This is a genomic window from Streptomyces sp. NPDC053432, from assembly GCF_055585365.1.
The window spans coordinates 48,854-62,637 of record NZ_JBVJKF010000034.1 but is presented as its reverse complement, the minus strand read 5'-3'; the positions used below and the strand labels follow the sequence as shown (position 1 = coordinate 62,637).

The 13,784-nt window shown below is 73.9% G+C and carries 10 protein-coding genes; 2 read left to right on the top strand and 8 right to left on the bottom strand.

The features are described 5' to 3' along the window. Window positions 1-173: 173 nt before the first annotated feature. Window positions 174-2,480, bottom strand: coding sequence for an immune inhibitor A domain-containing protein (locus ACZ6Y1_RS35435; protein WP_469639872.1), 2,307 nt, complete (start codon window positions 2,478-2,480; stop codon window positions 174-176). A 202-nt stretch (window positions 2,481-2,682) separates the two neighbouring features. Between ACZ6Y1_RS35435 and ACZ6Y1_RS35430 the strand changes: the two genes are divergently transcribed. Continuing rightward, entirely contained in the window at window positions 2,683-3,915 is a 1,233-nt protein-coding gene (locus ACZ6Y1_RS35430; protein ID WP_469639870.1) for an MFS transporter, read from the top strand. A gap of 38 nt (window positions 3,916-3,953) precedes the next feature. Next, window positions 3,954-6,023 (top strand): NAD-dependent DNA ligase LigA, encoded by a 2,070-nt coding sequence (gene ligA, locus ACZ6Y1_RS35425; protein ID WP_469639868.1) that lies wholly within the window; start codon window positions 3,954-3,956, stop codon window positions 6,021-6,023. A gap of 34 nt (window positions 6,024-6,057) precedes the next feature. Here the strand turns inward: ligA and ACZ6Y1_RS35420 are convergent, their stop codons facing one another. The 7 genes from ACZ6Y1_RS35420 to ACZ6Y1_RS35390 form a co-directional block, all read right to left on the bottom strand. Then, window positions 6,058-7,422 carry an aldehyde dehydrogenase family protein gene (locus ACZ6Y1_RS35420; RefSeq protein ID WP_469639866.1) on the bottom strand — a complete coding sequence of 455 codons (1,365 nt, stop codon included), beginning with the start codon at window positions 7,420-7,422 and terminating at the stop codon, window positions 6,058-6,060. Window positions 7,423-7,457: 35 nt separating this feature from the next. Beyond that, window positions 7,458-9,239 carry an asparagine synthetase B family protein gene (locus ACZ6Y1_RS35415; protein WP_469639864.1) on the bottom strand — a complete coding sequence of 594 codons (1,782 nt, stop codon included), beginning with the start codon at window positions 9,237-9,239 and terminating at the stop codon, window positions 7,458-7,460. Between the two features lie 73 nt (window positions 9,240-9,312). Then, the gene (locus ACZ6Y1_RS35410; RefSeq protein ID WP_469639862.1) at window positions 9,313-9,852 is read right to left on the bottom strand and encodes a hypothetical protein; all 540 of its coding nucleotides are present in this window, start codon (window positions 9,850-9,852) and stop codon (window positions 9,313-9,315) included. A 43-nt stretch (window positions 9,853-9,895) separates the two neighbouring features. After that, window positions 9,896-10,822, bottom strand: a complete 927-nt coding sequence (locus ACZ6Y1_RS35405; RefSeq protein ID WP_469639860.1) for a hypothetical protein — start codon at window positions 10,820-10,822, stop codon at window positions 9,896-9,898. Then, window positions 10,819-11,931 (bottom strand): TFIIB-type zinc ribbon-containing protein, encoded by a 1,113-nt coding sequence (locus tag ACZ6Y1_RS35400; RefSeq protein WP_469639858.1) that lies wholly within the window; start codon window positions 11,929-11,931, stop codon window positions 10,819-10,821. The genes ACZ6Y1_RS35405 and ACZ6Y1_RS35400 overlap by 4 nt, the downstream gene beginning before the upstream one ends. Next, window positions 11,928-13,007, bottom strand: a complete 1,080-nt coding sequence (locus tag ACZ6Y1_RS35395; RefSeq protein WP_469639856.1) for a hypothetical protein — start codon at window positions 13,005-13,007, stop codon at window positions 11,928-11,930. Before ACZ6Y1_RS35395 ends, ACZ6Y1_RS35400 begins: the two co-directional genes overlap by 4 nt. Continuing rightward, window positions 13,004-13,723, bottom strand: coding sequence for a cupin domain-containing protein (locus ACZ6Y1_RS35390; RefSeq protein WP_469639854.1), 720 nt, complete (start codon window positions 13,721-13,723; stop codon window positions 13,004-13,006). Before ACZ6Y1_RS35390 ends, ACZ6Y1_RS35395 begins: the two co-directional genes overlap by 4 nt. Window positions 13,724-13,784: the final 61 nt, after the last annotated feature.

Genomic DNA, 13,784 nt, shown 5'->3' with positions numbered 1-13,784 from the left:
TTCGTCCGACAACGTCAACTCAGCCTTCGGCCGCCCAGTTCGTGCCACCCAACAAGCCTACACATCTGAATGGAATTCCTGACTCAGAAGACTAGCGGCCGGCTCGTATCGGCCCGACCCCTCCGGGACCGGTGCGGACAGAGAACCCGTCCGCACCGGTCCCGGAGTGCGTCTCAGGGGGACGGGGTGACCTGCAGGGTGGTCAGCGAGCCGCCCGCGGCCTCCTTCTCGACGGTGATACGGGTCCCGGTGTCCGGTACCCGGACCCCGAGCTGGGGCAGCTCGGGGTTCCAGTACGAGCCGCGGCGGTCGTCGAACACCGGGACCCCCGGCCGCGACGGGACCACCACCGGGACGCCCGCCCTGTGCAGCACGATCCGGTCGCTCGCCCGGAGGGAGAACGGCGCGTCGAACGTCTGGGCGCGCGCGTTCAGCGGGGTGCCGTCCGTGAACAGCAGCGGCTGCGGACGGGAGTCGACGGGCAGCAGCAGGCCGCCGCCCGGGTGGGCCTTGGTGGTGTTGTCGCTGTACGCGGTGTCCCAGAGCCAGATCAGCACGCCCTGCTGGTAGGGGTAGAACTCCACCTTGTCGCCGCCGAAGCCGAAGTTGTAGGGCCCGGACTTCAGCAGGCTGCCGTAGCCCGTGTAGCGGCGGTTCTCCGCGAAGTAGGCGCGCGGGTGCTGCGCGATGCCCGTCCGGCCCTCCGTGACCGACCACTTCTGCGCCGTCCACCCGTTCGCGCCGTGCTCCGCGCCGTCGCGCAGCAGTTCCCGGCCGTCCGCCGTGATCCGCAGGTCGTCGAAGGTGACGCCCTTGCCGTGCGTGTTGCCGTCGGAGGTCACGCGCAGCCGGATCTGGACGCTCCGTCCGGCGAAACGGTCCAGGGGGACGCCCAGTTCCCGCCAGCCGGAGGAGGTGCCGGAGAGGCCCTTCGGGGGGATGGCGGTCCCGTCGACGGTGCCGGGCAGCGGCGCCCAGTTCACCCCGCCGTCCGTGGAGGCCTCCACGGTCAGGAAGTCGAAGTCCTGCTCGATGTCGTACCAGACCCGGGCGTCCAGCCGGGCCGAGCCGGCCCCGGTGAGGTCCACCGGGCGGGTGAGGGTGTTGTCCATGAAGTCGCCGGTGCCGCTCCACCACTGCCCGGAGCCCTCGTACGGGTCGGTGAGCTCGGTACGGGTCACCGAGGGCGGCAGGTGGACCAGCAGGGCCTGTGGGTCCTCGGTGTTGTAGCCCGAGACGCCCAGCACGGCGCGCGTCCTGCGGCCCGCGTCGGCCTCGGTGTACTCCAGCCAGCCGAGCTGGAGCTTGCTCCACGGGTCGAGGTCGCCGGGGAACTCGCCCGTGGTGTTGGGCCCCTTGCCGAGGTAGGAGGCCGAGGACATCAGGGACCAGAAGTTGACGCCGTTGTCCCCGTCCGAGCTGTACAGGTCGGGCAGGCCCAGGTCGTGGCCGAACTCGTGGGAGAACAGCCCGGCTCCGCTGTTCTCGCCGCCCGTGAGGTAGTCACCGGCCCAGATGCCGGTGTCGCCGACGGGGGTGCCGCCCGCCTTGTTGCCCTCGGGGCCCGCGCTGCCGGCCTGGTTCCAGTACGCGAACCAGCGGTGCGCCCAGACGGCGTCCTTGCCCTGGGCCCCGCCGCCCCAGGTCTGGTCCTTGCCCGCGTGGACGACGACGAGGTGGTCGAGATAGCCGTCGGGCTCGTCGAAGTTCCCGTCGTGGTCGGCGTCGTAGCGGTCCCACACGTCGTATTCGGCGAGCTGCGCCCTGATCTGTTCGGGCGTACGTCCCTTCGCGCGCTCGGAGTCGTACCAGGCGGCGGTGGCGTCGCGGATCATGTCCCAGTTGGTGCGGCACTGACCGGCCTCGGTGCAGTTGTCGGTGCCGTAGCGGGTCTCGTTCCAGGGGAGCTTGACCCAGTCGGTGACCGTGCCGTCCATGTCGTACCGGCCGGAGGACTGGAGCCGGTAGTAGGCGCGCATGGACGCCGATCCGGGCTCGGTGGAGAAGAACTGCCGCTGGTAGTAGTCCCGTCCGAAGTCCTTGCGCCACAGGGTGTGGTTGTCGTCGCGGGCGGGCTTGCCGATGGTGTTGTGCAGCGGGCCCGGGGTGCCGCCGAAGCGGGGGTCCGTCCGCTCGCCGAACTCGGCGAGGATCACGAAGACCTTGTCCTTGCGCTCCTGGGCGAGTTCGACGTACCGCTTGCCGATCTTCGCGGTGCGGGGGAGGGTGCCGTCCGCCTCCGCGCGCAGGGCGTCGCCCGAACCGCCGCCCGCCGCGACGTCCTCGAGTGCCTGGCGGCGCAGCGCCTGGCGCTGGAGTTCGAGGGGGGCGGGCGGCGGTGCGGCGGCTTGCTCGGCCCGGGGGCCGCCGAGCGGCGGGGCGGGCGGCGGGGTGGCCGCGGAGGCGGGGGTGGAAAGGGGGGTCAGGACGGCGAGGGCGGCGAGGGATATCGCCGCTCCCACCGCAGCGAGTCTGCGCAAGGTGGGGCGCCTTTCGGTGAGTTGGTCGCGGCGCGGCGGCGGTGAGCCGCAGCGCGGGTAATATTTCACATGTGACAGGTCATGGATAGATGCCGGTTGACCGTACCGGGAAGCACCGCGGCAACCGCGGCCCTGACGGGTGTTAGAATGTGCGCGTCGGCCTTCGCCACCACCCGAACGGGTGCGTGCGGAGGCTTTTTTCATGCCTTCTCACACCTCCGCACCCACCGCACCGCACCCCGCCACCGGCTACCGCACCCTGCTCCGCAACCGTGAGTTCGCCGGTCTCTACGCCGGCTTCACGCTGACCGTCGCCGCGACCACGCTGTCGGGCTTCGCGCTCGGCACGCTGGTCCACGAGCAGACCCGCTCCCCGTTCCTGACGGCCGTGAGCATGTACGGCGCCACCTTCGCCACCGTCCTGGGCGCCCTCACGCTGATGTCGGTCGCGGACGGCGGCCGCCCCCGCCGGACCCTCGTCGCGCTCCAGTGCGTCTCGCTTGCCGGAGTCGCCGCCCAGGCCGTCCCCGGGCTGTCACTGGCCGCCCGCTTCGGCCTCCTGCTGCTGCTCGGGTTCTTCCAGTCCCTCGGTACGGGCACCCGCATGGGGCTGCTCGCCGAGGTCGTGCCCGCCACGCAGTACGCCCTGGCGCGCTCGCTGATGAACATCACCTCGGGCGGCATGGCCGTACTCGGCTACGCCACGGGCGCCGCACTGCTCACCCGCCTCACCCCGCAAGGGGTCTTCCTCACCGCGGCGGCCCTGACCGGTACCGCCCTCGCCGTGGTCGCCACGACCGTCCGGGAACGCTCCATCCGGCTGACCCGCCGCCCCGGACTGCGCCGGACCTGGCGGACCAACGCCGAGCTCTTCGCCCACCCCGGCGGGCGCGCGCTGCTGCTGAACCTCTGGGTCCCCAACGGCCTGATCGTCGGCTGCGAGGCCCTGTTCATCTCCTACGCCCCGGAGCGCGCGGGCGTGCTCCTGGCCGCCGGATCGGCCGGCATGCTCCTCGGAGACCTCACGGTCGGGCGGTTCCTCGACGCCGGGCAGCGCCGCCGGCACGCCTTCACCCTGCGCCTCCTGCTCGCCGTCCCCTACCTGCTGTTCGCGGTCCACCCCCACGTCCTCGTGGCGGCCGCCGCGGTGTTCGTCTCCGGCGCCGGCTTCGCCGCCACGCTGCCGCTCCAGGAACAGCTCCTGGAGCTGACCCCCGATCCGGTGCGCGGCCAGGTCCAGGGCGTCGAATCCGCGGGCCGCATGACCTGGCAGGGCATCGGAGCCGCGATCGCAGGCGGCCTCGCCGGGCACCTGACCCCCGCCACGACGATCACCGCCCTGGCCGCGGTGTCCGTCGCCGTCACCGTCGTCTCCCGGCCGTTCGTGCTCCGGGCCCGTACCGTGCGGGTCGGGGAGCGGGCCGCGCGCTCGTAGGAGGCCCGTTGTCAGACCCATGAGCAAGGATCATGCTCATGAAGAACTTCCCCGCCGCTGAGGCGCTGTCCGTCATGTCCGGCCGCGACGCGTACGAGGCCGCCCTCACCCGCCTGCGCAAGGCCTCCGCGGCCTACTACGGCGACGGCGACAGCGCCCTGGACGACGCCGCCTACGACGGGCTCCGGCTCGCCGTGCTGTCCTGGGAGGAGGCGCACCCGGACGAGGCCGCCCAGGACTCCCCGACCGGCCTGGTCGGGGACGGCGCCGCCCCGGCGGGCGACGTCGCGCACACCACGCGACTGCTCAGCCTCGACAACGTCTTCGACCCGGCCGGCCTCGTCGCCTGGGGCGCCTCCCTCCAGCGGCGCCTGGGCCACGAGCCCGCCGGCGGGTTCACCGTCGAGCCCAAGATGGACGGCGCGGCCGTCGCCGCCCGCTACCGGGCCGGACGGCTGGAGCAGATCGTCACCCGGGGCGACGGCGCCACCGGCGAGGACGTCAGCCACGTCATCGGCACCATCGAGGGCCTGCCCGCGCAGCTCCCCGTACCCGCCACCTTCGAGGTCCGCGGCGAAGTCCTGTTCACCCGCGAGCAGTTCGAGACGGCGAACGAGGTCCGCACGGCACACGGCGCACCCGCCTTCGCCAACCCCCGCAACGGCACCGCCGGCACGCTGCGGGCGAAGGACCGCCCCTACCGGCTCGCCATGACCTTCTGGGCGTACGGAGCGGTCGAGCTCGACGGCATCGCCTTCGCGCCCGCCGCGGCCACGCACGCCGAACTCCTGGCCGCCGTGGCGGAGGCGGGCGTGCAGACCACGGCCGGCACACCGGCCGGACTCCACGTCGTCGCGACCCTCGCCGAGGCGCAGCGAAAGGTCGACGAGATCGCCGCACTGCGCCCGGGCCTGCCGTTCGGCATCGACGGCGTGGTGATCAAGGCGAACGACGCGGCGGAGCAGACCGCGGCCGGCTTCGGCAGCAGGTTCCCGTACTGGGCGATCGCCTTCAAACTGCCCGCCGTCGAGCGGCAGACCGTACTGACGGAGGTGATCTGGGAAGTGGGCCGCACCGGAGTGCTCGCCCCGACGGCGATCCTCGAACCGGTGGAGCTCGACGGAACCACCGTCACCCGGGCCACCCTCCACAACCCGGCCGACATCCGCCGCCGCGACCTCCACCTCGGGGACACCGTCACCGTCTACAAGGCGGGCGACATCATCCCCCGCGTCCAGGGCGCCGTCACCGCCCTGCGCCCGGCCGGCGCCCCCGAGGTGCCGCTGCCCACGGCCTGCCCCAACTGCGCAGGGGAGATAGACAAGAGCCAGGAGCGCTGGCGCTGCGCACGTGGAACCGCCTGCGCCCTGCCCGCACTCATCGAGTACGCCGCCGGCCGCGACATGCTCGACATCGACGGCCTGGGCAGGACGTACGTGAACGCGCTCATCGAGGCCGGAGCCGTCACGGACGTCGCCGACCTGTTCACCCTCACCGAGGAGCAGCTCACCACGGCCTCCGGCAGCGCCAAGCGCGGCGCCAAGCTCGCCGAACAGATCGAGGCCGCCAGGTACCGCCCGCTCAGCCGCGTCTTCTGCTCCCTCGGCGTGCTCGGAACCGGCCGCAGCATGTCCCGCCGCATCGCCGCGCACTTCGGGACCATGGACGCCATCCGGCAGGCCGACGCCGTCCTCATGCAGGAGGTCGAAGGCATCGGCGGCGAGAAGGCCCCGGTCATCGTCGAACAGGTCGCCGCCCTGGCCCCGGTCATCGACAAGCTCGTGGCGGCCGGGGTCAACATGACGGAACCGAAAGCCCCGGTCACCGCCGGCGACGGCCCGCTGGCGGGCGCGACCGTCGTCGTCACCGGGAAGATGAGCGGCCCCCTGGAGGAACTGGGCCGCTCCGCGATGAACGCCCTGATCGAGAAGGCCGGCGGCAAGGCGGGCAGCAGCGTCAACTCCAGGACCACCTACCTGGTCTGCGCGCCCTCCGCGAACGGCAAGCCGAGCTCCAAGGCCGTCAAGGCCGCGGAGCTCGGCGTCACGGTCCTCACCCCGGAGGCCTTCGCCGAACTGGTCGGCGACCTCGTGGACCAGGCTGCCTAGTGCTGTGACCTGGTGAACCTTGCCGGTCACAGCACTAGCGCGGCACCCGTACGGTCACGGTCTTCGGCCGCTGGTACTCGTGGAGCGCCAGGATGCTCAGGTCGGTGCCGTGGCCGGAGCTTCCCCGGCCCCCGTGCGGGAGTTCGGCCGTCTGCACCAAGTGGCAGTTGAGCCAGGCCTCGCCGGCGTCCAGCCGGGCGACCAGGTCGAGGCCGGTGGCCAGATCCGAGGTCCAGACACTGGCCCCGAGGGCCTGCGGGACACTGTTCGCCAGGGCCAGGGCGGCCTCCACGTCCGGCGCCTGCTGGACGGTGAGGAGGGGGCCGAACACCTCCTCGGTGACGGCCGGGTCGTCGTTCGGGAGGTCCGCCAGCAGGCGGGCCGGACGCCAGTGGCCCCGCTCCTCGCCGGCCGCGGGGGAGACGCCGGCAGCGACGTTCCGCTTGGCGCAGGAGGAGGCGACCAGGGCGTCGTACCGCGCCGCCTGGTCCGGGTTGTTCAGCGGACCGAAGTCACGGCCGGCCAGCCGCGCCCCCATCGCCGCCGCGAGCCCGGCGACGGCCTCCTCGTGGTTCTCCGCGAGGGTGATCACCCGGGCCGGGGCCGCACAGCTCTGCCCCGCGTTGTACGTGGCCGCCTCCGCCAGCGCCTCGAAGGTGTCGGCGGGGGCGTCCGGGAGGACGATCGCCGGCGCGTTGCCCCCCAGTTCCAGGCTGACCCGGCGGGTCCCCGCCCGCGCCACGACGTCCGCGCCGGCCCGCCCGCTGCCGGTGAACGCCACCATGTCCACCCCCGACTCCACCAGGAGCCGGCCCGTCTCCCGGTCGCCCGGGAGGTACCCGAGCACGTCCGCGCCCAGGGCCAGAGCCGCGTGCTCCGCCAGCAGCTCCAGGCTGTCCGGAGTCGTCTCGGCGGGCTTCGCCACCACCGTGTTGCCCGCCGCGAGGGCCGGCGCACAACGCCAGGCCGCCATCAGAAGCGGGTAGTTCCACGGCACGATCACCCCGACCACGCCCATCGGCTCCCAGCGGACCCAGCTCTCGTGCCCTTCGACCAGATGACCCGCGGCGGGCGCGGTCCGGGTGCGCGCGGCCGAGGCGTAGAACCGGAAGAGGTCCGCGACCTGCTCGATCTCCCCGGCCGTCTCCGCCGCGGGCTTGCCCGTGCCCGCCCGCTCGCACGCCCCGTACCGGTCCGCGTGCTCCTCGACCAGGGCGGCCAGACGGTCCAGCCGGCGGGCCCGCTCCTTGGGGGTCAGCGCGCTCCAGCCGGGGAGGGCGCCACGGGCCGCCGCGACGGCGGCGGTCACCTCCGCCTCCCGCGACAGGGGGGCCGTACCGCGCACCCGCCCGGTGCGGGGATCGGTCAGCTCGGACGGTTCGGCGGGTACGGCGGTCATGGGTGCCTTTCGCGGATCGGGGGCGTGCTCGGAACTCATATGTCGTACGACCTCAGCCACAGCTCCAGCGTCAGCACCAGCCACAGCTTGCCGCCCTGCCTCGGCAGCAGCGTGCCCTCGCCCTTCAGCCAGGTGCGGACGGTCTCCGGCCGGAACAGGCCCCGCTGCCGGGACCGCCGGCCGAGGAGCAGCTCGTGGCCGAGGTCGCGCAGCGGGCCGGTCAGCCACTGCTGGACCGGCACCCGCATCCCGCTCTTCGGCCGGTCGACCACGGTGGCCGGCAGCAGGTCCCGTACGGCCTCCTTGAGGATCCACTTCTCTGCCGTGCCGCGGAGCTTGAACCCCGGCGGCGTCGCGAACGCGTGGTCGATGACCGACCGGTCGAAGAGCGGGGAGCGGCCCTCGACGCCCTGGGAGGAGGTCAGACGCTCCACCTTCGTCAGGATGTGGTGCGCCCCCTTGGTCCGCAGGTTGCAGTGGAGCAGCCGGTTGAGGAGGTGGTCCATGGCGTGCGGGCCGGGGCCCTGCGGGGTCAGGTACGGCTCGACGTGCCGCTCCAGGCGCGGGGCGTCCTCCAGCGCTTCGAGGACCGGGGCGGTCAGCAGCACCGGGAGGTCCGTCCAGCACTTGCGGTACGAGCGAAGGTAGGCGGTCGCCCGGTCCTCGTCCCAGGGCGCGCCCGGTGTCCGGTGCATCTCCTGCACCAGCATGGGGAGGTTCTTCGGACCGCCGAAGACGGGGTCGCCGCCCTCGCCGTTGAGGACCACGGAGGCGCCGTCCCCGGCCACGGCCTCGGCCAGCATCAGGTTCGGCACCGTGAGCGGATCCCCGACCGGGCTGTCCAGCAGCGCCGCGGCCTCGGCGAGCCGCGACGCCACCGCCGCCCCCGACACGTTCAGGATCCGGTGCCGGGTGTGGCAGTGCGACGCCACCAGCCCCGAGTAGCCCAGTTCGTTCGGCAGGTCGTCACCGAAGCTGATCGAGTACGTGTGGACGGGGTGGCCGTGGAGCTTCGCCGCCAGGGCCGTGACGAGGGAGCTGTCGATGCCCCCGGAGAGCAGCACCGCGGCGGGCTCCGCCGCGGGCAGCCGGGCCGCGGTGGCCTGCTCCAACAGGGCGCGCAGGGCGAGGACATGGCCGGCCGGGTCGGCCGGAACAGGCTCCTCGATGTGCTCCCGGGGCTCCCAGTGGACCGTTTCGGTGACCTCGCCGTCGCGGGCGAGCCGCAGGATCCTGCCGGGCAGCACCTCGCGGACCCCGGTGAGGAGGGTCTCCTCGCCGGGCAGGTACGCGAAGGTGAGGAAGGAGCGGACCGCCGACAGGTTCATGGAGGTGCCGAGCGACGGCCAGCGGCGCAGCGCCCGCAGCGAGGTCGAGGCGGCCCAGGCACCGTCGGCCCGCGCGTAGAAGAGGGTGCGGGCGCCGACGTGGTCCCGGATCAGGACCAGGTCCGGGCCGTCCAGCACGGCCAGTACGAACATCCCCTCGGCCAGCGCCACTCCGGCCTCGCCGAGCAACGCCCAGCAGTGCAGCAGGAGTTCCCCGTCGGTGCAGTCGGCCGGCGGTGGGGGCGCGTCGGCGCGGGCCGCGAGGGCGGCGAACAGCACCGGGCGGTTGTGGAGGGTGACCTCGCCGACCGCGGTGCGCCCGTGCGCCGTGAACGGGCCCGTGGCCCGGCCCGGTTCACCGGTGACGAGGCTCAGCTCCGCACCGGGTACGCCGACGGGGACGTGGCCCGGCCCGACCGCGCCCATGCTCTCCAGATGGGCGCGGGCCCGCCCGGTGGTCTCGGCCAGGCAGGCGCAGAGACGTGCCACGGACGGCTCCTTTCCTTCGTGCTGTGCTTCGTGCTTCGTGCGTGGTGTCTGTCCCGCTGTCGGGGGCTTCGGCTCAGCCGAAGTCGTCGTCGCTCCAGGCGTCCTCGTCGCCGTCCCAGGCGTCCTCCCAGCTGTCGTCGCCGGAGTCCCCGCCGCCATCGCCGCCCCCGTCGCCGCCCGAGGACGACGAGGCCTGGGCCTGCTCCTGCTGGCGGCGCAGGGCCTCTTCCTCCTCCGGGCTCATGGTCAGCGGCGGCAGCTGGGCGGCCGTCACGGCGAGGGCCGCCACCCCCAGCCCGGCGAGCAGCACCCCCATCCGGCCGCCGAAGGAGCTGCGGTTCACGGTGACGCGCTCGCCGCGCGGCCACACCGTCCGGCCGTAGCCGATGTCCCGGGCGTAGAGGGCGGTGCCGTCGGCGAGGGTGCGCTTGACGACCCGGTTGCCGAGCAGTTCGTCGGTGCCCGAGCCGCCCCGGTTGTCGCGCCAGCTCACCAGGTGGGGCCGGCCGGGGGTACGGGTGCGCCACTCCTCCAGACCGTCCTCGTACCTGCGGTGGACGGTGCCGTCGGCGAGGAGTTCGTCCGCGTAGCCGATCTCTTGGGGCCGGATCATCGTATGCGTACCTCGGGTCGGTGGAAGGGGTGACGGGGGCCGGTCACGCGGCGGGCCAGGTCATGAAGCCGGCGGTGCGCAGACCGCTCAGCTCGCCCCACATGGAGTCGCGGGGCGGCCGCGGCCCCCGGGTCAGGCGCAGCACCGTCCGTACGAGCCTGGCCGGCGGGACCGCGGCCACCTCGGCGAACCGGCCCCGGGCCAGCCATGCCGCCTCGCGCGGCCGCAGCGCGCCCGGCCAGTCGGCGCCCGCCTCGGGGGCCGGGGCCGGACCGCGGCCGGTCGGCAGCCGCAGGGCGGAGACGTGCCGCGGGACGAGACCCAGCGAGCTGACCCGCACCCCGGCCACGGGGCCGAGCGAGGCCCGTACCCGGGCCGGGAGCGTCACGCCTTCGGGGCTCGCGTCGTGCAGGACGTGCACCGTGCCGCCCCCGGCCCGCTCCAGGGCCGCGACGAGGCGCGGATCCAGCGGCAGCGCGTCGGCCACCGCGAGGACCGGGCAGGCCGCCTCCAGGTGGACGTGGTTGGCGAGCAGCATCGCGGCGATCGAGCGGTCCTGGCACAGCAGCAGCCGGGGCAGCCCGTAGTCGTACAGGTCGGGCTCGGACGGCCGGGAACCGGAACCCTCCGCCGGCGGCACGGCCGCCGGCAGCAGGCCGGGTACGGTGTCCCGCCCGCGCGCGTCCAGGGCACGGGTGAAGGAGGGCAGCCGCAGCACCGGCGCCGGGGTGCGGGGAACGCGGCGCAGCAGCCGGGGGGCGGGGCTGAGGACCCGGCAGGTCTCGTAGTAGAGCTGACGCTCCGTGAACCGGAGCCCGCCCGGGTCGGCCGCGCGGGCGGCGGCCCGCCCGATCGCCAGGTCCAGGATCCGGCCCCCGGGGCGGGGCGCTGCGGGGCGTGCGGTGACCACGGAGCCGGGCAGGCCCCTGCCCGCGCCCCCCTCCGTACGCGGGGTCGTGCTCGTGCTCATGCGGTGGACGTACCTTTCGTCGCGGGGGTGTCCGGCCAGGTCAGGAAGCTGTCCTCGGGTGCGGGACCGGACGGTGCCGGGGCGGCGGCCACGGCCCGTTCCACCGCCCGCTCGACGACGGTGAGGAGCAGGGCCGGGGGAACCGCCGCGACCGGGCTCCAGAACCCGGCGGCCAGCCAGGAGGCGTCCTCCTCGGACAGGTCCGCGACGGCCCGCAGCGCGTCCGTGTCCACCGCCTGGGGCTCGGAGAAGCGGTGGACGGCGCCGCGCCGGCGCCGGACCGCGGCCACCGGAAGCCCGGCGTCCACCACGGTCCTGTCCGGATGGGCGATGCGCAGGAGCGGCGTCAGCAGTGCGCCCATGGCACTCGCGTCGTGGACCACCACGACCGGGAGCCGGCCCGGAAGGGCGGCGAGGGCGTCGATGTCGCCGAGTTCGGCGAGCTCTTCGTGGAGGTAGTCCGGGTCGGCCTCCAGCAGTACGGCTTCCAGCCGCGCGGGCACGCCGTTCGCCTTCAGGAAGACCGCGACGGCGTGGTCGGTGCACAGGATCACGGCCCTGGGACGGGGCGGCCGCTTCGCGGCGCGCCGGGAGGTGCGGTCGTCGTCGTCCACGACACCCGGCGGCAGCTCTCCGTACGTCGTGCGCCACTCGCCGGTCATCAGGCGTCGGAAGGCGTACTCGGGAGGGCTGATGGAGGAGCCGGCGGGCAGGGCCCGCCGGTAGGGGATCAGCTTGGGCACCACGAGGACCAGCACGGCGCCGACGCCGGCCCAGAAGGCCGGTGCACCGCTGCTGCGGGCCGCGAGGGCGATCAGCCCGGCGCATACCGCCAGGGCCACGGGCCAGCTGATGCCGCGCCGGATCCCCCGCGCCTCCCGGCCGGGCCAGGACGAGCTCGCCGTACGCGAGCGGTACCAGAGCTGGGTGACCGTCACCTTGAGCCTGCCGTTGTCGGTCAGGGTCTTCGCGCAGTGACGGATCCGCAGGTCGTGCATGCCGGTGCCGTGCAGCTGGGGGTCCAGGGCGAAGCCGCGTTGGCAGTGCGAGCACACCCGGCCGGTGCGCTCCTTGCGCTTCAGCTCGGTGAAGCAGTTCGGGCATCTCACCGCGACGCGTCCTCCGCATCCGTGCCGCCGGGGGCGGCTCCGGGCCAGGTCATGAAGCCGGTTTCGGCGGCCCGGCGCCGCTCGGTGTCGCCGCCGCGGGCCGCCTGTCCGGCGAGCCGGTCGACCACGGCGAGCAGCTTGACCGGGGGAACGCCGACGAGCGGGAACCGCCAGCCCCGGGCCAGCCACTTCAGTTCCTCCGGGGTGAACGTGCCCAGGGCAGTGAGCCGTCGCATCTCCTCGGGCGCGGGTTTGTGCAGGGAATCGCGGTACGCCACCGCCTTCGCCCGGGCCCGGACCGTACGCAGGGACAGACCCGCGTCGACCACCGGGCGCCCGGGGAGGCCGGCGCGCAGGTGCTGCACCAGCAGCTCACCGCGCGCGTCGGCATCGTGGAGCACCAGGACCGGGCCGCGCGGCGGCAGTTCGGCGAGCAGGGACGACCGGACCTGCTCGGGGCCCTCCACCAGGGCGATGCCGTGGCGTTCGGGCAGCCCGTCGGCGGTGAGGAAGGCGGCGATGGAGGGGTCGGGGCAGACCAGCACGGCGTTCGGCGGCGGCGCGTCGGCCGGCCGCCGGGGCCAGGGGTCGCCGATGTCGTCGACCAGGCCGGGCGGCAGGGTTCCGTACACCCTGACCCACGGGACGAGCACCGCGTCACGGAAGAGCGAGCGGGGTATGGGCGGGATGCCCCGGCCGGCTCCCATCGCGTGGGCGATCAGGTTGCCGAAGGCGAGAACCAGCAGGACTCCGGAGACGTACCACATGAACGTCAGCCCGCCGATTCCCGCCAGGAGAGCGGTGATCACGGCGAAGACGATGGCGCCGCCCGCGCAGCCGGGGTCGAAGTCGCCGTCCCTGATCCGCTTGCGCGACAGTGCGTACCACAGCTGGCCGGGGGTGACGTGGATCCGTCCGTCGTCCGTCAGCCCCGTGGCGATCCGGCGTACCCGCAGGTCGCCCAGGCGCAGGCTGTTGGTCTTGGGGTCCAGCGCGTAGGCGCGCTTGCAGTGGCCGCAGATGTTGCCGGTGCGTTCCTTGCGGAGCAGGTTGCGTTCACAGTGCGGGCAGATCACCGGCGGACCTCCAGCGCCGTCGCCACCCGGCGCAGCCGTGCGGCCAGCCGTTCGCGGACGCTGGTGCCGGGTATGCCGTCGACCCGCTGGGCGAGCTCGATGTCGCGCAGCGCGGCGGCCAGGACCCGGTAGTCGGTGGCGGCGGCGAGGAGCGCCGGCGCGGCGGACCGCGCGGCGCCCGCGCAGGCCCGGTGCTCTGCTTCCGTCGCGGTGATCGCGTAGTCCTCGTGGTCGATCCCGTACCCCGTGTTGGCGGCGACGATGGTCAGCGGGGCCTCACCGCGGTTCGCGAACGAGTGCGGCATCATCTCCGGGATGCGGATCAGCATGCCCGGGGCGAGCGGCACCTGGGTGACGCGGCCGCGGTCGGCGTCGTAGAGCCCGCACGCGGCGTGTCCCAGGCTGAGGACGAAGTGCTCACCGCCGTGCGCGTGCGGGGTGAAGGCGCTGCGCGGGCCGACGACCCCCAGCTTCACCGTCGCGTTGGAGGGCCGCTCCGGCGAGGTGGCCGCGTCGCCCACGAGGTAGTGCGCGAGCTGCCCGTCGTCGATGAAGCGCAGGAACTCCCGCTCGGGTCCCAGCTCCCGGGAGCCCTCGCGGTCGGTGAGGTCGATGCCGCCGTCCGGCCTCAGGTGGTACAGCTCCACCCCGCCCGGCAGGTCGTTCCCGTCCGTCTCGTGCGACCCGCGTATGCGGTCGTACGGTCGTGCAGCCATCGCGCCTCCCCCTGACGCCCGCGGTTCGCTCCACGCGCCCGGCAGGCGCATGGTACGGCCC

Coding starts and splice junctions, on each gene's coding strand:
- ACZ6Y1_RS35410 (WP_469639862.1), bottom strand. CDS start 9,852: ATGATCCGGCCCCAAGAGATCGGCTACGCGGACGAACTCCTCGCCGAC.
- ACZ6Y1_RS35405 (WP_469639860.1), bottom strand. CDS start 10,822: ATGAGCACGAGCACGACCCCGCGTACGGAGGGGGGCGCGGGCAGGGGC.
- ACZ6Y1_RS35390 (WP_469639854.1), bottom strand. CDS start 13,723: ATGGCTGCACGACCGTACGACCGCATACGCGGGTCGCACGAGACGGAC.
- ACZ6Y1_RS35420 (WP_469639866.1), bottom strand. CDS start 7,422: ATGACCGCCGTACCCGCCGAACCGTCCGAGCTGACCGATCCCCGCACC.
- ligA (WP_469639868.1), top strand. CDS start 3,954: ATGAAGAACTTCCCCGCCGCTGAGGCGCTGTCCGTCATGTCCGGCCGC.
- ACZ6Y1_RS35430 (WP_469639870.1), top strand. CDS start 2,683: ATGCCTTCTCACACCTCCGCACCCACCGCACCGCACCCCGCCACCGGC.